This window comes from Enterococcus casseliflavus (genome assembly GCF_029215545.1).
GTDB classification, from domain to species: domain Bacteria; phylum Bacillota; class Bacilli; order Lactobacillales; family Enterococcaceae; genus Enterococcus_D; species Enterococcus_D casseliflavus.
The window spans coordinates 3,285,291-3,305,712 of the sequence record NZ_CP119393.1; the positions used below are offsets into that span (position 1 = coordinate 3,285,291).

Annotated in this window: 16 protein-coding genes; 2 read left to right on the top strand and 14 right to left on the bottom strand. The window is 43.9% G+C overall.

Annotated features, from left to right (window positions below; all coding sequences use genetic code 11):
* Positions 1-109 precede the first annotated feature (109 nt).
* Both P0G38_RS15425 and P0G38_RS15430 read left to right on the top strand, forming a co-directional pair.
* Complete coding sequence (locus P0G38_RS15425; protein ID WP_005227194.1) at positions 110-1,615, top strand: helix-turn-helix domain-containing protein; 1,506 nt, start codon at positions 110-112, stop codon at positions 1,613-1,615.
* A gap of 360 nt (positions 1,616-1,975) precedes the next feature.
* Complete coding sequence (locus P0G38_RS15430; protein WP_275852930.1) at positions 1,976-2,335, top strand: iron chaperone; 360 nt, start codon at positions 1,976-1,978, stop codon at positions 2,333-2,335.
* Positions 2,336-2,398: 63 nt separating this feature from the next.
* Here P0G38_RS15430 and P0G38_RS15435 read toward each other — a convergent pair whose 3' ends face one another.
* The 14 genes from P0G38_RS15435 to P0G38_RS15500 all read right to left on the bottom strand — a co-directional run bounded on the left by P0G38_RS15435 (position 2,399) and on the right by P0G38_RS15500 (position 20,409).
* Positions 2,399-2,752: a hypothetical protein gene (locus P0G38_RS15435; protein ID WP_005227192.1), complete on the bottom strand. Its 354-nt coding sequence runs from the start codon at positions 2,750-2,752 to the stop codon at positions 2,399-2,401.
* Between the two features lie 108 nt (positions 2,753-2,860).
* Positions 2,861-3,319 carry a low molecular weight protein-tyrosine-phosphatase gene (locus P0G38_RS15440; protein ID WP_015508845.1) on the bottom strand — a complete coding sequence of 153 codons (459 nt, stop codon included), beginning with the start codon at positions 3,317-3,319 and terminating at the stop codon, positions 2,861-2,863.
* A 3-nt stretch (positions 3,320-3,322) separates the two neighbouring features.
* Positions 3,323-3,892 carry a TetR/AcrR family transcriptional regulator gene (locus P0G38_RS15445; RefSeq protein WP_005227190.1) on the bottom strand — a complete coding sequence of 190 codons (570 nt, stop codon included), beginning with the start codon at positions 3,890-3,892 and terminating at the stop codon, positions 3,323-3,325.
* A 207-nt stretch (positions 3,893-4,099) separates the two neighbouring features.
* A complete protein-coding gene (locus P0G38_RS15450) occupies positions 4,100-5,560 on the bottom strand; it encodes a helix-turn-helix domain-containing protein (protein WP_275852937.1) in 1,461 nt (486 codons plus the stop codon).
* The gene (locus tag P0G38_RS15455) at positions 5,538-6,029 is read right to left on the bottom strand and encodes an energy transducer TonB (protein ID WP_008376250.1); all 492 of its coding nucleotides are present in this window, start codon (positions 6,027-6,029) and stop codon (positions 5,538-5,540) included. Before P0G38_RS15455 ends, P0G38_RS15450 begins: the two co-directional genes overlap by 23 nt.
* Before the next feature lie 44 nt (positions 6,030-6,073).
* Positions 6,074-6,874, bottom strand: coding sequence for a class A sortase (locus tag P0G38_RS15460; RefSeq protein WP_275855272.1), 801 nt, complete (start codon positions 6,872-6,874; stop codon positions 6,074-6,076).
* Positions 6,864-7,946 (bottom strand): WxLIP family cell surface protein, encoded by a 1,083-nt coding sequence (locus P0G38_RS15465; protein WP_061053665.1) that lies wholly within the window; start codon positions 7,944-7,946, stop codon positions 6,864-6,866. Before P0G38_RS15465 ends, P0G38_RS15460 begins: the two co-directional genes overlap by 11 nt.
* Before the next feature lie 67 nt (positions 7,947-8,013).
* Positions 8,014-8,754 (bottom strand): WxL domain-containing protein, encoded by a 741-nt coding sequence (locus tag P0G38_RS15470; protein ID WP_016619635.1) that lies wholly within the window; start codon positions 8,752-8,754, stop codon positions 8,014-8,016.
* An 11-nt stretch (positions 8,755-8,765) separates the two neighbouring features.
* On the bottom strand, positions 8,766-9,566 hold the full coding sequence (locus tag P0G38_RS15475; protein WP_139959850.1) for a WxL domain-containing protein: 801 nt from the start codon (positions 9,564-9,566) through the stop codon (positions 8,766-8,768).
* A 45-nt stretch (positions 9,567-9,611) separates the two neighbouring features.
* On the bottom strand, positions 9,612-10,325 hold the full coding sequence (locus P0G38_RS15480) for a WxL domain-containing protein (protein WP_016609549.1): 714 nt from the start codon (positions 10,323-10,325) through the stop codon (positions 9,612-9,614).
* Positions 10,258-10,626: an LPXTG cell wall anchor domain-containing protein gene (locus P0G38_RS15485; protein ID WP_275852950.1), complete on the bottom strand. Its 369-nt coding sequence runs from the start codon at positions 10,624-10,626 to the stop codon at positions 10,258-10,260. Before P0G38_RS15485 ends, P0G38_RS15480 begins: the two co-directional genes overlap by 68 nt.
* Positions 10,627-10,640: 14 nt before the next feature.
* Positions 10,641-15,509, bottom strand: coding sequence for a WxL domain-containing protein (locus tag P0G38_RS15490; RefSeq protein ID WP_258185701.1), 4,869 nt, complete (start codon positions 15,507-15,509; stop codon positions 10,641-10,643).
* Between the two features lie 636 nt (positions 15,510-16,145).
* On the bottom strand, positions 16,146-17,105 hold the full coding sequence (locus P0G38_RS15495) for a LacI family DNA-binding transcriptional regulator (protein WP_005227180.1): 960 nt from the start codon (positions 17,103-17,105) through the stop codon (positions 16,146-16,148).
* Between the two features lie 13 nt (positions 17,106-17,118).
* Complete coding sequence (locus tag P0G38_RS15500) at positions 17,119-20,409, bottom strand: GH36-type glycosyl hydrolase domain-containing protein (protein WP_275852955.1); 3,291 nt, start codon at positions 20,407-20,409, stop codon at positions 17,119-17,121.
* Positions 20,410-20,422 lie beyond the last annotated feature (13 nt).

Below are 20,422 nucleotides of genomic sequence, written 5' to 3' on the forward strand. Positions count from 1 at the left end.
AAAGATGAAAATAACCTACCTTTTTTTAAAGGGTAGGCTATTTTTTTGATTAAAAAGACTGACAGTTTCGTAAAAAAAAGATACAATAGAGCCACAAAGGAGGATACCTATGTTTTATGAAGAACTTATGATGGACCCGCAAACATTAATTAAATTTAAAATATTCCGGCGTATGCTGACTCTGCAAAACCCTAGCCACCCAATCGCACAATTGGCAAAGGAAATGGAGTTAAGCTACCAACAAGCTTTTATAGAGTTGACTGAGATCGACCAAGATCTAACTGAGTTAACTCCGGATCATATGTCGATACTCGGTCGTGGCGGTAAATTACAGCCTCAGAATATCGCGGTAACGATCGATGAATACCGCTTCTATTTATTGAATAAAAGCGTTCCGTTCTTATATGTTCTTTACATGCTGAATGAAGACCATCCTACGATCACGGATTTTTGTGCAAAATACGATGTCAGTCGTTCAACGGTGTCTCGCAAATTTGAACATCTAAAAAAACATTTGAAGCAATTTCAGCTTCGCTTTACGTACACTGAATCAAACTTGGTGGGCGATGAGCGTCTTGTGCGGCTCTCCCTATTCAATATCATTTGGTTAGGTACTCGTGGAATAGAATGGCCATTTGCGATCGCTGAGAGTGAGACAGAAAAAATGGTGGATCGATTCACGGAGTACTTCCCAATGACTCATTCTTATCTTGGCCGATTAGAGTTGAAGTATTTCGCCGCCTTGATTCTTTTACGAATCAAAAAAGGAAATTTTGCCAAATACGACAAGCGGTACAATTTCCTAATGAAAAATAATCCATATTTCGATTTTGAGCGTTTGACACAAGTCGTTGATCCTGAAGTTTCAATGACAGACAAACAATTAAAAGGCGAATCAGGGTTTATTTACTTGATGGCGCAAATCTTCCCATTCTATTTGAGTCCTGAAGAAGAAGCGTTGCAACAAACCTTGCAATTCTTTTCAAGCAAACAAAACCCAGTTTATCCATTAGTCGCAGACTTGTTAGCAGAGATGAAAGCAACCTTCTTTGCTTCACAACCTGGCCTGTTAGATGAGCCATTGGTCGTGGGTAATTTAATCAATGTGACTTTCGGCAACTACGTTTTCCGTCAGCCGTTTCCAAATATCTATCGCTTGCTGACGCCATCGATCAATCGCGGGTCTGCTGAAGAGCAGCTGCAGCAAAAAATCGATGAATTCTTAACGAGTTATCGCGAAGAATCCGCGGTGGACTATATCAACGATGAAAACCAAGAGCAGATGGCAACGATGTATACCCACGCCCTGCTGCCGTTTTATGATCAAATCCGTTATTCGAATCGTTTACGGGTAGGGGTTGCGTTAGAAGACAATTTCTTAGTCGTTCAAGGATTGAATCAATTCTTACATGACTTGACCTTCGTAGCAGCAGAACCTTATGATCTAAACCAGCAAGAAAACTATGATGTCATCGTTAGTTCCAATCAGTTGATGAAAAAACTCAAACCAGAAAAAATGAGTTATATTTGGGATTATGCGGCAGATGATCGGCAATACATTGATTTGTATCGTACCTTGAAAAACCGTTTTGATGAAAAGAACCTTTCTCTGTAATCAAACCGTTACGGTTTCTTAAGAACTTCCGAAAAGATTTGTCACAAAATATTCATATTTATCTCGTATACTCTATGTATACCAACAAACAACCCTAACTAACACTTTTTCATTTTTAACTCCTTCCCGTCGGCCACCCACCGACGGGTCTTTTTTTGCTTCTTTTCGCAGCCAGCAAACTTAAACACTTTCCAATCTTTTCTCCACAAAAAATTCATATTTGGACAGTATAGTATACATAACCCAACAAACAACCCTAACTAACACTTTTCATTTTTACTCCTTGCCTGTCAGCTACCCACTGACAGGCTCCTTTTTTTCTTACGGGGTTTGCCGTATACTAAAGCCAGGAGGTGTCCTATGACAAAAGCCATTACGACAGTTGACCAATACATTGCAACAGCTCCAGCAGAACGACAAGCGACTTTAAAAAAGGTCCGTCAAACCATCAAAGCCGTTTTACCTGAAGCGGTTGAAAAAATCAGTTATCAAATGCCTACCTATCATCAGGGAGAAACTATCGTGCATTTTGCCTGCGCCAAACAGCATCTTGGCTTTTATCCCACGCCTTCTGCGATCACGGCCTTCCAAGAAGACCTACACCCCTACAAAACCAGTAAAGGGGCGGTTCAGTTTCCTTTTGCACAGCCGATCCCTTACGAACTGATCGCTGTGATGACCGCTTGGCGACTCGCAGAAGTCAAAAACAAGCACGCTTAACCAGCAATAAAAAAACCGCTGTGTCTAATGACGCAGCGGTTTTTTTGCTATGCACAGGCTTGTCTACAAGCCAGGTTTTGTATTCAAGGTGCTAACTTTCAGCACATGATGCAGGGGAATAATCCGCAGCTGCTGACGGTCGCTTTGTAATTTCAAGACAACTTGTTCTTTTGCTACCGTTTTGCCGACGATCCAGCCGGTAACGGTTTCAAAACCACCCAATTTCTCTGTTTTTACTTGCAGCACGACCAGGTGCTTGGCAGCGGCTGCCTCTTGCAGCGTTCGCTGGATTTCTTTGACTTTTTCAGACTGATTCTTCTTGTCAGCATCATCACTGAAAAAGGTATCCAGCAACGTTGTGGATGTCATCACAATGAGTTTGCCCAATTGTTTGATGGGCGATGGTTTCTTTTCCATTGGACATTCCTTTCTGCGCGTTGCAGCAGTTTATAAAAACCACACATACGTTCGCATTTCCATGGTTCTATTTTAGCAAATTTTTGGTAAAATACAAGCGAACACGCCTTATTTTTCAGAAGAAATAACCTCTAGCCAAAAAGGAATTCCTTCTTGTAGCAGTTGATAGGTCTCTTCGAAATCTCCTGTATAATAAGGATCTGGTACTTCCGCGGTTTCTTTGCCAGGAACAACACTCAAATACGAACGAATCTTTGCGGTGGTATCGGCAGGTGCCAGCGCTTGAAGTGTTTCAACATTGCTTTGATCCATGCCGATGATCCAGTCAAATTTGGCAAAGTCTGCTTCCGTGATCTGCCGTGAAATGAGTCCCTCGCTGGATAAGTCTGCTTGACGCAATCTTTTTTTGGTTCCGGGATGAGCAGAATGTCCGACTTCCCATGAGCTGGTCGCTGCCGAATCGATCTGCCAATCCAAATTGCGTTTTGCTATTTCTGCTTTATAAATAGCTTCTGCCATGGGGGAACGGCAAATATTACCTAAACAAACAAATAAAACTTTCGTCATCGCTCACTGCTCCTCTTTTTCATAGATTTGGTGGCCAAAAAATTCCACATCCTTCGCCAAACGAAACAATTGCGTTGCAATTTCTAATGGGGTCTCTGGAAAGTCGTTATGAATCCAGTTTTCCAAAATGCCTCCGCAGCCGTAGGAAAAGAACCGGCTATAAAATAGAATGTCTTGTTTCGTCAATTGCTGCTCTTGATCGACCTCCAAGAACAAGCGCTGAAAAAGCGGTTCTGTGATCTGTAGAAATCCGTTCATTAAGATTTCGCGGTCATAAGCCAGTGATTTGCGGTAAAAGGCCGGCGCTTGTTTCATTGCTTTCAGCATGCGCAAGGCGGCTTCTTCCCAGTTATCAAGGGAGACATCTTCTGTCGTCAAAAAAATCAGGGCATCTTGCCGATAGATCCATTGGATCAAAGCTTTTTTATCCGGAAAATGGTAGTAAAACGTCTGCCGATTGACTTGCGCCTTTTCGGCGATCTCCTGTACGCTGATTTTATTCACTTCTTTGGTCTCACAAAGGGTGATCAATGTCTGGCCAATCACAGCCTTCGTTTGTTTCCCATCCATCATAGGGCACCTCTTTTTCTTCTCTTTCTATCATACCAAATTTTCCTGCAAAAAAAAATCCTATCAAATGGTCCTTTTTCACAGACCTTCCCCGAAACCTTCATCAGAGCAATAGATTCTAGGCGCTTTTTAAATAGGACAGGTTTCTACAAAAAACGCCTGCCTCCATTTGAGGCAGACGTTGCTTTCGATAGTTAAACGGCAGGTTGCTCATTGTGCCATTTTGGTTTGAAACTGTTCTCTTCGAATCACACTGACTTTTTCAGTGAAATTGGCCCAGTCGATGGGTCTAGGTGGTGCCAGCCATAAGATATGGTCGATCCCCAATGCACCATAAAAGGGTAAGTTTGAAAGAATCAGATGCGTATGATCATCTGGGTAACTTTGGAATTGGACATTTAAATCGAGGATTTTTTCGATATTCTTTTGGATCATTTGATTGTAGGAATCGCCAAATGAAAAGTCCACGCAGACATACAAGGGAACCAAAATCTCTTTTAGCGGAATCGTGGAAATCAACAGAATCAGATACCTGAAAAACAAAAACTCTTTATTGTTCCATAAGATCGGCCGGTTGCGGCTTTCTTCCAGATAGTTACGGCAAAAGGCAGCATATTCTGGATAGGTTTCAAGAAAATACGTCACATCCATATATTGGTATTCATAGCGAGAACTAAAGGAAAACGACAAGAGCTGATAATGGATCGTTGTCGTTTCAGCATGAAGAAGTGCCAACGTGTCCGCGGTTAAGGAAAACTGCTGTTGGACGGCTTGAATAAATTGCTCGTTTAATTGTTGGATATAGGTTTGTTCTTGATCGATGTAGCTATTGTTGTCGATCAGCCAGCCCTCAACGATCAAAAAGCGCAAAATATCTCGTGCTTCACGTTCTAGCACTTCTTGATCGGTGATCGTCAAGATCTCTTGTAACCAGCGCTTCAATTCTTCAATAATCACTAAATGTTTGGGTAAGACTAAATCATTTTCCACATTGTTTTGCATGTAATGTCCTTTAGACATCCGCGCCAAAACAATGCCTAGATAATGTTTCTTGCGAATCCGCATGCGGGCAGACTGTTCTGGATTCAGCCAAGTACTTTCATTGAATCGATCAAACGTCTTTTCTTTGTCCAAGATACCTTTTGGGAAAGGGGAATGGTTCAAATAATATTCCTTCATAAAAAAGAGAAAAATAAACTCCCGAATCTCACTTTCTTCACCAACCAGCTGAAACTCTTTCGTCACTTCAATGTCGTATTCTTTCAAGATCAGTTTGAATTGTTTAAATTCTTTATAGACGGGATTATGACTTAGATAGTGATTGGTAGCAAATTCGTATAAAGAAGACAATTGCTCAAAAAAGCATTCTTTCAACATAGAAAATTTTAACGCTTGATCTAGATAATAGGTCAGTAGTGTGTCAGAAGTTGCCAGCCCGGAGGCATTCAATTTAATGACCGTCCCATCGGTCACGATCTCAAATTCCTCATTCAATCCTAGTTCATAAAAATCAAGATTCAATTCTTGAACGGTTTTGTTGATCAGAAATTCCGACATGGTCAATTGGTCCATCAATGTTTCCTTCGTTTCAGAAAGAGCGACTGCGTTTTCCAAATATTGTAGCATCATCAATTTTCGTTTGTCCGCCTTATTCAAAAATGTCACAAACATGCGTTTTCAAGCCTCCGTTATTTTTTTGGCCATAAAGAACGTTTCCTGAAAATAAATAGCATAAGCTGGCAAGATACGAAGGTTTGTCATCCCCGTCACCATCCGTATTATTTCCCGGCAGTGCTAAATCGACAGCCAAACGATCCGACGCAAAAACATCTTCCAACATGACTCGTTGTGCTAAGTGCTTCTGTTTTTCCAAAAAACTGCTTTCTGGAAATGCGGATTGTTCCTGTTCTTTTTTCGGAACAGGTTCCGGTTCAGGAGCCGGTGATTCTTTGGATTCTTCCTTTTCTGCAGGCGGTTCATCTGCTTTCTCCGTAATTTCTTCTGGCGGATCCTTTGGGACGATTTCTTCTGAGGGGTCTAGCGGATTATAGATAGTCGCAAAAACAACTTGTTCTGTGACAAGATCGATCATTCCAATAATCATGCAGGCACCAATGACAAAACCAAATCTGCGTTTCATTTCTTCACCCTCCTTATCAACAGAGCTTCTTTTTGATGCTCTTTCTACGGCGCTGAACGTTTCAACAGTTTGTGAACGCCAAGCAGACATCCACTAATTATAAATAAAATAACAAATAAAAGAAACCAATTTTTTTTAGATTGTTGTCTCCATAGCATTTCTTGTTTTTTAGCCATCACTCTCGCGTCTTGTGACGTACTGCCCATGGTCGCTGTGTTTTGCGACTGTCCGGCAGTTGCTTGCTCAACAGGAATCGCTGTCAGCACGTAGCGTTCTTCTGTTCGAGTAGGTGTGGGACAAGTAATCAATGTCAACTTTGGTGTCTGGTCATCTGTTAGAACCGACAAGTCGGATTCATCTACGACTTTTTTATCGATAATAATATACTGCTGGCGTTCCTCGAGGTAGGTTACGGACACTTCCATCCCCACCTGTGCTTCTAGCAATTGACCAAATAACAAACTTTGTCTACCGAGATGATGCCCTAAAACGACAAAATTGTTATTTTTTAACAAACGTTCCGGAAACATCACGACACCGCCTTTCAGCAGCTGCTGATTGGTTATCCCCACCAATAGCGGCTGCTGGAACTCGATCGCTTCAATTGCAACAAAGCCGTACCCGGTGATCGTTGCCGACTGCGGAGCCAATACATCCCCTAGAGCCGGCATTTGAATCGTTTCTTCTTCTGGAATCGTTGTCGGCAGCTGGGTCGCTATCGTCAATTCGCTTGTGCGTAATTGCCAACTGACGATGCTTTCTTTTAAAAAAGGAAGTGCCAACAAGAGGATACCTGCGATGATCAAGCCATCGATCAAGTATTTCTCAAGGTGCTCACGCTTCATCCGTTTCATTTTTTTTCTTTCGTCGGTACCATAAAAGCAGCAGTAAGGCGAGCAGCAGCAACAGACCGCCGATCAAGAAGTAAAGCCACGTGTAATCTGTTTCGATCGTCACATCTTTCTTATTAAGATCACGAGCGACATCTCCCGTCACTGTGAATTCTTTTTCGAAGCTCCATTTATAGAGATAGCTTTCTTCCTCGCCTTCTTCATTCTCCACTTTGTATTGTCCTTCATCGCTTTTCCCACCGTAGGCCACGGAAGTCAACACATAGGTCCCTGCTTCTAAACGTTGTCCTTCCAAGGAGATTGGGTACGAGAAGTTTGAATTAGGTGCCATTTGCATTCGTGAGGTATCTGAAGCATACAAGACGTCACTATCACCTTTCTTCCTCACTTCATTGATCAACCGCAAGGAATTTAAGTAAGCTGCTTCAGGATTTTGCAACGTAACATTGATGGTATTGCGGGCGTTGACTTGTCCCGGTCCAACATCCAGCAGTTTTAGATCCGGCGTGACTTCTGTTGTATTTTGACGGAGTAAAATCGCAACGACATAGGCATACTCATTCTTGATGGCTAACCCTTGGTCTTCTTCACTGTCAGCAGTATCGGTTTCCTCTGTCGTTTCTTTCAAGGTCAAACCACCGGCAATAACCCCTTCAAACGGTTCTGAAGGCATGGTGATCTTTAAGGGCAAGGTGATTTGGGATTGTTTCGGGATCGTGATCTCTTCCTCCACTTCAATCAAATCAGCCATATCATAAGGCAAGGTTTCGTCCGCTTCAATGTCGTTTTCGCCATATTCCACGACCCCGTTTAGATTCGTGGTAGCTGAAGCGATCACTGGCGCGATGACGACCTCTTGATCGGTGTCATTGCGCAATTGGACTTCTACAGTTTGAACCGCTCCCGGCTCCATTTTCAAGTCAAAATAAGTCTTTTCTTTATCGATTTGATTCTCTGGAATCACTGGATTGACGGCAAAGTTAAATTCAGAAGCGGTTCCTATGGTTGGTACAAAAAAGAAAATACTTGCGAATAGGAGCGCCAAAAGCTGTTTGATTTTTTTCATGATGGATGTCCCTTCTTTCTATGTATTCTCCTTGAACCTCGAAAGGGTTCAAGGAGAAAGCTGGTACTTATGGGTTGGTTGGTGTGTCTGTTAGTAACCAAGTAAACGTGGTGTTGTATTGGCTGGCATATTTCGTCGTTGAGCCTGGAACTTCCAACTCAATGCTATCCATGGCTGCAGCTAAACTATCGCCCCAGCTCATTAAATAGGTCCCTGCCCCTTCGCCATCTTGGGCACTCATCACTAAGGATTGGGCACCGTTTGGATTCAATGTGATCGTTGCGCTCACATTTGATGGTTTTGGTGACAATGAAGGAGTTACTACAGTTCCCTTCGTCAAACGAATTTGCGCAGCAGTCAATTCTTGATCTTCCGCTGTTTTGAACTGACCATTTTGGCGAACATTCAATGTCCAACCGCTCTCTGTTCCCCGATTGTCTGTCACTTGGACAAAATTCGGTCCTTCTTGATTATCACCAACTGAATCCACATATTTTTGAGTTTCCGCATGGTAGATCTCTGTTTTTGAGGTGATTTTTTGTGTGCCAAAGTAAAGGCTTGAAGCAAAATCAATCGATAGCGGTCCGTTCGTTCCTGGATTTGGTCCATCTGGGTCCGTTGGATCCACTGGTTTGATCGGATTTTCTGGATCTGGATCTGTTGGGCTGATTGGATTGGTTGGATCTGTATTTGGTTCAAAGGTGATTTGTCCATTTGAGTTGTAATCTGCACTGTCCGCTGCTTGTGCCAGCACTGGTGCTGCTAGGCTTAAGCCTAATACTGAGAGAAATGCTAATGTTTTTTTCATGTCTATACTCCTTATCCTTCCGTTCCTGGTGTATCTGATAATACCCAAGTCAATGTGGTTGTGTAGCTAACGGCATCTTTTGGGGTGCTGCCTGGTACAGAAAGTGCGACTGCTTTGGTAATATCGGCTTGTACTTCTTGATCATCTTTGTCTATTTCAGTGATCGACTCAACACTTCCCCAAGCATTGACCCATGTCCCAGCACCTGTTTGATTTGCTGCGGTCATCACCAATGATTCAGCACCTGCTGCATCCAACGTGATTGTCGCTTCTGCCACTGGAGCAGTGACGCCAATCGCATTTGATTTAACGGCAGGGCTTGTTAGAGTGATGACAGAACCAGTCAATTCTTGATTCAACGTCGATTCATTTTTAAATTGTCCATTTTGCTTCACAGACAACCGCCAACCGGCATTACTACCGCGATTATCAGTTACTTGGACATAATTGGCAGTTTTTAATGCAGAAGCTGTGCCATCGTCATTCAAGTACCCTTGTGCTCGTGCATAATAAATTTCGTTTTTATTGGAGATTTTATTGACACCAAAATCTAAGCTAGAGGCATAATCGATCGATAACGGGCCATTTGTTCCAGGATTTGGTCCATCGGGATCGGTTGGATCAACAGGATTGACCGGGTTTTCTGGATCTGGGTTTTCTGGATTGACTGGGTTCGTCGGATCGGTATTTGGAATAAAATCAACCGCCCCATTTGATGTGTAAGAAGCCGCTTCGGCTGCTGAAACCTCGGTTGCTGCACTCGCTGCTGCCAATACGGCAAGACTTAAAAAGACCCATGCGGTTTTTTTCATTTCTATTTGACACTCCTTTATCTTTTTTACTGAAAATCAGTGATTTTAATTGCTTTCAGGGACATTCTTTAAATTCCAAGTCAATGTCGTCCGATACTCTTTGGCTAATTTTACGGAACTGCCTGGTACGTTTAATTTTACTGCCGTTGACCCTTCCGTTGCATCGTTCCCAAACTTGTAAATCCAAGTTCCCATTCCTTTTCCGACAGGTGCATTGACCAAGGTGATTTCACTATCGGGTACAAAGGTATGACTTGCAGTAACTGTTGGTGCATACTGCATATCGGTGACTGAAGTTGCTGCACCTGAGGCGATCGATAATGAAGCGCCGACTAGCTCTTCGTCATCAGCCGTTTTGAATTGTCCGTTTTGCACAACACTCAATGACCAACCTTCTTGCGTTCCTCGTTTATCTGTTACTTGCACATAATTTGGTCCAGCAGCGCCAGCTGTGAACTCTTGCAGCTGTGCGTAATAATCTTTTGTTTCAGAAGTAATCAGTTGGTTGCCAAATTGAAAACTTGAAGCAAAATCAATCGATAATGGTCCAGCTGTTCCAGGATTTGGTCCATCTGGATCGGTTGGATCGACGGGATCCACTGGTTTTTCTGGATCGGTCGGATCAACTGGATTGGTTGGATTCGGGTCCGCTTCAAAAGTGATTGCTCCATTTGAAGTGTATTCAGCGGCATTAACGGTTGTTGGTAACAGAGCAGTGCTCATCAATAGAATGCCTGCCGTCAAGAAAAGTTTTTTCATTTTTTGTTCTCCTTTTGATTAAAATGATTCCTGCTGCCAACAAAACGACAAGACCACTGCTTTGATAGCTATTGAAGTGATCTGATCCTGTTGCCGGCAGAATATTGTTGCCTTTTTGATTAACTTGTTTATTCCCTAGCTGTTCTTTTACGGGCTCTTCTGGCTCCTCAACTGGTTCTTCATAGACGCCGAAAAAGGAAGTAATGCCATTGCTGTCATAAGCACCTGCTTCGGCTGCTGAAACGAGCTGAGGAAATATTAATAGACAGCCAGCAATAATACCGATCATGATTTTTTTCATTTGTTTTCCTGCCTTTATGGGTTGCCAGGTGCCGAAACCAGTTGCCAGCTCAAGGTTCCTTGATAGTCCCCAACTTTTTGCTGTTCGACTGGAACGGTAAGCTTGATTCCTTCATTCTGACTTTCGCCCCAGTGCTGATTCACGACGTATGTGCCATTTTCTGTCAATTCCGTTTCCTCGATGATCATTTCCCCACTGGTTATCATCTGTTCTTGACCGTTTGTCACAAAGCGGAAGACATCGGTTAATTGATCTGTCCCATCCGTTAATGGCTGTTGCTCTTTGACCGTCAAGCGCCATGGACTCCGTTCGGACCCTCTCGTATCTTTCACCGCTAGCTCACCTGTGATCGTTGGCCAATAATCTTGTGTTTCTGTGGCAACTTTCTGCTGCCCAAAATCAAAGTCTGTTGGCACACTGCTTAAAATAAGCTCGCCGGCAACTGCGACATTGACGACTTTTTCTGCCCGTTGACTGCCTGCTTCATAATGGTAAGCCGTTGATACATTTTTCAACAGCTCATCTTCCGTTGCTTGCTGGATCGCGGCAAAAGCTTGCGGATCGACAGTCGGTGGTATATTTGCCCGATTATCCGCAAAGATCGTCGTTGCTTGGGTATAGTCTGCCAGTGCTGCTTCATCGGTCAGCGCCATTGCTTCCGGTAAGGTCAACCGGACATCTTTTGCATAGACGGCAAATTGCCGATCGTCAGAAATGACACTTTCATTTTTGACCACCACCAGATTCACGGTAGTTTCTTCCTGATTCTGATCGTTTTCCCCTACTGAAAAAGTGATCGCTTGTTTGCGGTAGACCGCTGTTTCTAACGGTTCTTGAATCGCAGCTAAGACCTCATCTGTCAGCGTATCCTTAAAGAAAGGACGCCCGCTGGCTTCGAGATAAGTCACGGCTTGTTCTTTGGTCAGCGATTGTGCCTCTTGCTCTGTAAGGATCACATTGCGGGCTTGGACTTCCGCCTTATTTGAGTAGCGGACACTAATATCGTAACTATACTCCCCATCAGGACTCGTCCAGTCAACTGGCTCTGAATCTGGTTGTTCCGTCAACTGCTGATCCGTGCTATCCAGCTTGCTGGATTTGATTTGCCCCGCATAGACCCATGAACCGGACGTTTGGGTTTCTGGTGTAAACGTCAATGTTGGCAATTCCGTTACCGTGTAGGGAATCAATAAACGCCCTTTTTGCACCTGTGTCCCCGCCTGCTCAGTTCCCCATGCTTGCAAGGTCAGCGGCGTATTGTTCTCTTTGACTGCCGTTACATTGTGACTAATGGCGCCAATCCCGTTAGCGACTCCCGGTGTTTCGACTTCGTAGTTAATGATCGAACCTGGTATCGCAATACCGTACCCGTTGGCTGCATTGGTCACATCGTTGTCCCCGATGAAGGTTTTCCCAGTCGCTTTTTCGATCCCGCTGAAGTTGATTGGCGTGATCGCTGCAGCATTAGCAGCAGTTGGATTTATAGTCAGTACTTGATAGGCACTAACCGCTCCAAACCACGTCCCTTGACTGTTGACTCGAGAACCTGCATCATTGGTCGTCGTTTTCAGCCACGTTAAATGATCTTTGTCCGTATCTGGTGTTGCGAAATCTGAAAGATTGATTCGCCCCGTTCCCGGCGGTGACTCAATCGTCCCTTTGTCTTCCACCGTTAACTTCGCGCCTGAAATCAAATTCGTTGCAGAAGAAATACCGATACCGGCATCCTTGGAAAGATGGATGTCACCGAACTGATGATAGGTCGTTGCGTGATTCGCAGCAGTGGCTGAACGGCCATTTTTGATGTCTCCCCCATTGGCCATTAGCTTGATGCCGTTTGTCACATTCAATTCGGTAAAGTTGACGATTCCCAGACCCGTCACAGCGATTGGATCAGTTTGATAAGAAGCTGTCCCATCGACATTTTCACCAAAGCTCATCTTCACTTGATTGCTGCTGTTGGCTACGATCGTGTTCGTAAAGTTGTCTGACGCATTTCCGCCTGAAATCCCATTGATACTTTTGGCTCCTTGAACCCGCATTTCGACATCTCTTAAAATTTGGCTGGAAGAAATATTGGAATAGTACGTGGTGTATAAATTCCCGATACTTGATCCTTCTGCCTGGATATTCATATAAATTTTGCCGCTTCTTGTATTGCTAGCAGTCCGTCCACCATCGCCATAGATCGTTGCACCATTCAGTGCATCTGAGCCCGGCTTTGTGTATATGTTCAATGTAATCGTATTGGAGCTGTCGGTCCCAACGATATTCGTACTGTTAAACGGATTACCTCCTGAGATATTCGTTCCTGAAGGAAGGGCAAACTCACCATCGTAATCTCTCAAATCCAATGTCAAACTAGCATTTCCTAATAACCGTCCATTGTTCGTAACACCGCCTGAAAAACCATTAGACCCTGTACGCGGGGTGCCTGAGAAGTTCCCGCCAAACACTCGATTATCTGAGTTTCCGTTAATAGTGTGGGAAGAAGCGACACCATAAGAGGCACCGAGTGAAGCATTGATCACCCCATCATAAACCGTTACTGCGACATTGCCGGTCACTAATAAGTCATCCCAGCCGCCACCAGATAAAAACCAGTCTACTTGCCCATTATTTACTGTCGTTCGTCCATCTCCGTAAACGCGGCGTCCAGTATACCCTGTTCCTTCTAGCGTATCGACGATCCCCGAATTCAAAGTATTGGAAGAATTCCCCTCAATGACACCTGAGAAGGAGCCACCGTAGGTCCAGCGAGCAACCGTGTTATTTAAGATCGTTTTGGTATTTCCTTTAATATAGATATCCCAAGCCGTACCAGGATAACCACCGCCACCAACGATGTCCCAACCAGAGGCGTTTCCTCTTGTTTTGTTGGTTGTTGAGTAATCTAGATTCGTTGGTCTGGTTCCTGTGTAAGCAATCCCATCTCCCCCAGGACTACCATCCGAAGTGATCGTGCCAACTTCAATCGTCGTATTTCCTTCAACATAGCCGCCTCGACCAGCTGCCGTCGAATAAATCGCACCATTTGAAAAGGAACCACTGACTAGATGAGAAGTGATATCGCCATAAACTTTAAAACTTGCCGCTGCTTCTGCCAGTGCTGCTCGTTGTTCCGGGGTATAATTGTCATACGTCGTCGTATTCGAAGCCCCCATTGAACTTTGAGTCAAGGTACTAACGTTGTTTCCCCCGCCGCCGTTAAAATCACCAATCCCCCCGACGCTGGCACTCGGTCCTGCTTTCACGGTGTTGACGATGTTCCCTGTGATGGTACCAGTATTCCGATTGCCACCTTCAAATTCACTACGTCCAGTGGAATAACTGCTAGCATCTAGGTTAGTCACGATGGCATCCTTAGAACGATCAGAGCCGATGTTGCCATAAAATGAACCGCCTATGAAACGATTGGCTGTGCCTGACCAACCGCCTGCACCAGAGATCGTACTGCGGATTGTACCACCGATATTTCCATATTGAACGCCACCAGTAAAAGCACTTAAGCGAAAGCTTGTATTGGTCGTCTGGATCGTCGTTTCAACATTTCCTGTCACATTGGCTGTATTGGAAGCATTTGTTCCAAGACCACCGCCATAATAACTGCCTAATGTCCCATTCAAGCGATTGATTGCAACATTCGTGTTCCCATCAATCGTACCAATATTGGCACCTCCTGCAATCGTACTGATGCCGCCCACCGTATTATTTACGACAATCGCTGTATTCCCAGTCAATGTACCACCGCTTTGATTCCCACCATAGATGTTCCAAGTTCCAGAGCCTGTCGCATTTACAGTGATCGTCGGATTTCCAGTAAGGTCGCCATTGTTGCTTCCTCCATAAATAGCTAGGCCATTGCCGGTGGAACCACCGTTCAAGGAAAGACTATGCCCATTCATGTACATTCTCGTCCCCGTATAGTTGAGGTTTCGAATCACTACATCAGAACCGAAGTAGATGTCCGTGCCAAGTGCAACTGTTCGACTACCAGAAGTCAACGTTGTCGCATCTGTGATGGGATCATCGCCATGACCTGTGATGATCAAGCGGCTGACTTTTCCTTGTAGTGCATAGAAAGTCATGTTGGTATTATCAATTGTGGCTGGAATCGTCTTTGAAGTCAGATTCGTTGGCAGTGACAACGATCCACCCGAACCAACATACAAAGCAAATTCTTGGCCATTGCCGTTTTGATACATATCGAACAACGCTTGACGAATCCCTTCAGCACTATTGGTGTATTCTGCATATGCTGAATCATCTCCAGCTGGACTTGGTACAGCGATCACTTTCGTTTTATCGGCTTCTGCAATGATCTCTTTGATCGATTGTTCTGCCAACGAGATGTCCGCCGCTCTTGCCTTAACAGTCGGTTTAAAAACAGCGGTCAAGGTTTGATTCTCCGTGAGAATCAATTCGGTCAGCGCTTGACTTGTATAGACCGTACCATCTAACGACCAACCTTCAAAAGCAGTATCATCTTCAAAAACTGGTAAATCACTTTCTTTTAGTGCTTCCCCTTTGTTTTTGCTGATCTGAGTGCGGGTTTCCCCGTTAGCAAATACATGCTCCGTGTCTGTCAGAAAGGTCACCTGTACTTCTTCTGCAGCTTCCGATGAAGCTTCTGTTTCAGCTGAAGCTGTGTCAGTGGCTCCTGTAGACGAATCTGTCGAAGCAGGTTCGCTAGATGCTTGCACTTCAGTTTCGTTCGTCTCTTCCAGACTGTCGATCGATGAAACGACAGGGTCAGAAGAAGACATACTTTGTTCTTCACTTGTTTTTGTAACACTTTCGGCTTGTGCCACTACCATTGCATATGAAAAACACGGACCTGATGTTAGTAGAAAAACAAGTAAAGTTGTTAAAAACCGTTTCACTTTATCCCTCCTATCTTAAAAAAATAAACGTATCGCGCAGTGCACGCCCTGTGTTACAACTCTTAGTTTAGCGAGTTGGCGAAAGAGAATTATAATTCTTTTTTTCTTCCATTCAAAATTATGATTATAATTGATTTTTCATAATTCTGATTTTTGTAACTTCCACATCTTATAGCTATCTGTTACTCATCGATTGAAAAAAAGCGCAAATTATCAGGATGAATCATCGATTCTTTTCAAAAAACTGCTTTTCTCTTTCATAAATCATACAAAAAACGAGGGATAAATCAACACCATAAATTAAATTAAGATGAGAAAAATAAATAGAAAGTTAAAATATTTGACAAAAACTAATGTTCCAAAGGTCTTTTATATAAGCCAAAAATAGTAAGTTAAAAGAACGCTTCCCGTCTTCTCTCCGTAGTTAATGATAATGTTATAATCAAAAAATGAATAAAAAACGTTATTTAAAAATTCCAGCACACATAAAATAACAAAATAAAAAATATTATTTTTTTTATAAATCACTGATTTAGATAAAAAAAGGAGTGTTATCGTTTGAAATAACGCAAAAAAAGCCTCAAACAGCGTACCTTGTTCGAGGCTTTTTCAACTATTTTTCCTTTAATTGATCAATTAAATAAATGATCCACCATCCACAAAAGTGGTATAAATATGCTCGTCCGCCACTGGTTCCCCTTGGATCGATTGTACGATTTTCTCAGCTGCCACCATGCCCCATCGATGTTTCGAATAGGAGATCGTCGCTAAGCGCGGCTGCACAAAAGCGCCTAATTCCGTGTTATCAAACCCGATGATGCGGATCTCTTTTCCGATGCGATAGTCGGTCTCGCGGACATATTTGTAGACACCGATCGCCATTTCATCATTGAAGGCAAAGATATCAATGGGAAACTGGGGATCATTTGCTAAGAGCTGTTTTGCCGCTCGATAACCAGAAGGTTCCGTGAAGTCACCAGGAATGACTTCATAAGGAATACCAAAGCGCGTCAATTCTTTCGTACTGGCTTCCAAGCGCTCCCGACTGTCGTAGCCTTTTTCTGGCCCTGCTAAGAGGAAGACTTTTTGGCTTTGTCCAGCGATCAAGCGATCGATCGCCAGCGCCGCCCCTCCTTTATTGTCTAACAAGACTTGATGGATATTTTCATGAGACAAGACACGGTCTAACACGACGATTTGATGTCCTCGTTGGGCGTATTGCTCGATTTCCTTTGCTGGAAACGTCCAATCCAAAATGATGGCACCGTCCACCATCCGCTCAGGAATAAACAAGTGTGATTTCTTGCCGCTGCAGACGATCATTTCATAGCCGAAAAGTTCCAACCCTTTCTTGATGCCATCTAGCAATTCCCCATAAAAACTTCCGGCATAATCGGCGAGATAAACACCGATGATGTTGGTTTGTCTGCGTTTCAGTGTGCGAGCAGCCATGTTCGGAACATAGTTCAATTCGTTTGCGATCGCTTGAATCCGCGCACGGGTTTCCTCGGTCACTTTTGGACTGCCATTCAATGCATACGAAACGGTGGATATGGAGACACCCGCTTTTTGGGCAATATCTTTGATTCCTACCATGGCTTCTCCTTTCTTAACGATAAATATCGATCGTATTGGTTTGGTTTTCGCTTAATTTGGCGCAAAGCGCTGCTTTCTTCAGGACAAACGCACCTTGGCGGTAGCGATTTTCCGCAAACTCAGTGGACATTTCTTCGCCGTTGATCAATATTTTCGGCGTACTTGACGAATGATAGACGATTTCGACCGGCCGATCATAGAGTCGATACGTCAGTGTCAATCCTGCTAATTCCGCTGGCAAGACGGGATCAAGTTCAACGTGATCAACAAAGGTCCGAATGCCTAACACATTGCTGATCAACTGATTCATATAGATCCCCGGTCCACTAGAATAGATGCGCCAGCCGCCTTTGACGCCGACTGTTGCCTCCTTAAGTTTACCAAAATTTTCTTGGGCTTCAACCCTTGTTTTGAAATCGCCATCAGAACTACTGAAATACGCATTTGCTTGACGGATTTCCGCATTTTCGACCCGTTGAGCGATTTGGATCGGATTGATGACCCCAAGTGCTTGCCAAGTCTCTTCTTCTCGACCTAATTTCGCCATGGCCTCTGTAAAGCGGATGTGGGCGTGAACGTACTGTAAACCGATTTCTCGTCCAAAATTGGCTGCTTGTTCTGCCCGCTTGAAGTTGGTGCTGACACCACCCGCATAAGTCGCTGGACGATTCATCAAGCGCACCCCATCTGGAAATTGCAAATGCTCCTTGATGATCGCCACATGATGATCGGCTTGTTCGGGAGATAACAGCTCGCCGATCATGCTTTGCTGCATCGGCAGCAAGCGGTATTGGATACCGGTTTTCTTGTCAGTCGGATGGACCATCAGTTCCACGTGCTCGCTATCTTCCATATAGACAAATCCTGGCAAAGTCCCATCAGCTAACATGTATTTTTCAAAGTCATGTTTGATTCCCGCAGACAGTTCCGTTAAATGTTTGGCATACTCTGGGTCAACTGACTGCAACTGGTTGGCTAATTTTTTCAATACTTCATAGGTCAAGGCAACGGTCCAGCTGCTGGCCATTTGTTTCTTCAACTTACTGTTATTTGGCTGCAAGGTGTCATCCCAATCGCCATCACCATAACAAGACAGGTACGTTCCTTCCAAAAAGTTCGCTTCGATATACGCCACTTCTTTTTTCAAATGATCAAACAAAGAAGCATTGGTTCTGGTTTTCAAGAAGGTTGTGCGATCCGTATAAGGCAGTTCTTTTTCCAAAATCGCAAAATCTTTGGTTTTTTCGAGATAGTCACTAACGACTTTCATTGGCCAGACAATCACATCTCCGTGGCTCTCATCAGCTTTTTGTTTCTCATAGCGATCAAACATAAACCATTGTGGCCAGTTGCCGTCATCTGCAAATTGATTTTCAAACAAATGCTCGATGATGGATGCCACCATCTCAGGACGATTAAGTGCTAAGAAATACTCAGTCGGTCCTTGGGAAACGTCTCGAGTCCCCCAAGCAGCACCACCGTACTGTTCAAGGCCATGAGGAGACAAGTAATGAACAAGCATATTATGGGTGTACCAACGTGCCAAGTGATTGAAGGATGCGACGTCCGCCTGCGAATGTTTCAATTCAAACTGATTCAACAAATCATCGACAAAGGTCGTATAGGCAGTGTCTTCTTGCTGGCGATCTAATGTTTCGGAAACAAAGGGTTCACCAGTCAGTGTGCCTTGGATCACGAAGGAAACCGTCGCCTGTTCTGCAAAGGTCAATACGGTCGTGCTATCGTCGGCTGCCACATTGAAAATCGTTTCATCGGTCAGTTCAAAAGGTTGAGCCGCATGGAGATAATACGTCAATTCTGGATAAGTTTCCGCAATCGGTGAATCCGCTGTTCCTTTGATGGTGAGCAATTGTTGATCTTGCGAAATGGTAGCAGTCGGTACAGCTTCATCGATCCCCATCACAAATTGATTAGTGATGGCCCAGGTGTAGGCACGACCTTGTTCACTAGTGATGGTCGTTGCAATCGTGCGTCCATTTGCTTTCGTGAAAGTCGTTACTTGAATGACATCATCTGCTGTTTTGTAGTACCACGTCGCCGAATTCAAGCCCATTTCAAAGACAGATGGCATCGTTAAAATCCGCCATTGATCGCCGTCTTTCAAATAGATCCGCTGACCGGAACGTTTGAAAAGATTCAATGAGTTGCGGCTATTGCTCAACAATTTGTTCATGTTCGTATTGCCTAATACGATTTGGGAGTTAAACATCCCCGTCATGTAAACGGTCGTGCTCAAAATGGGTTGATCGACGATCAGATCTTGTCCGCTCATCAAAATATGTCCATGGGAGCGTTCCATCTGTCCTTCCTTTTCCTTCAACACGACATGGTGATAGTCAGGGGTAAAAAAGGAATACAGCTGTTCGTCAACGATTTCCACTGCTTCTTGCTGAGGAAATCGCTCGTTGATTTCTTCTGTGGTAAATGTCAGCCCTGTGAGCGGTTGATCAAAGTTTTTTCGTGGCTGCGCCGTTGCTTGCAACGAGTCGAAGGACAAGGCTTGATACGTTTCTTTCAACGTTTCAAGTGCAAACTGCGGTTCATTGACTGCCGTCGCTTGATTGGCTTTGACCGCTGCGTAAAAAACGATTTCCGTAGGTGTCTCACTTATTGTCAACCATTGCGTTTGCAGTGCCGTATAGGCAAATTCGTATTGATACACTTCATTGGCTAATGTCTCTTGGCTGAGTGCAGTTGGTTGATTCGTTTCTTTGTAGCTGCGACCGAAAAATTGATAGCCATCCGTCGAGAAGCCTTTTAAGGCTTGGAAGCTGCCCTGTTCCACCAATGGAAATTGACCATTTTGTGGTTGATTTTGGCGAGAAGATAGCACGATTTGATCCTTATCATGGCTAACATGATGGTCGATATATTGCGAAACGTAGGCTTCATTGGATTGAACAGCACCTTTGGCTGCGTTACCAAGATCTTGTCCGTAAACCAATTCCGCTTCCCCAGAACCACTCAATTGAACTCGCCAGAACCAGCAATCTTGTGCCAATTGGAAATCTACTTGGTAACTGATAGACTGGTACGTTCCAGTCCAAGTCAGCTGTTTGTCTGAGTAAGCAAAGGCACTGTTAGCATTTGAACCGATCAAGGGAATAAAGGACAACTCCCCCGCCTCACGCAGACGTAGATAGATTTGATTCAAACTGCCATCTAGCGCATTTCCGTTCAACTGATTGATCATCACACCGTGACTTTGGATCTCATATAAATCACCGTTTGGTAAAAATGTCACGGTCGTATTTGCGTTATTCATCACTATTTTTTTCGTCATAGAAACCTTCCTA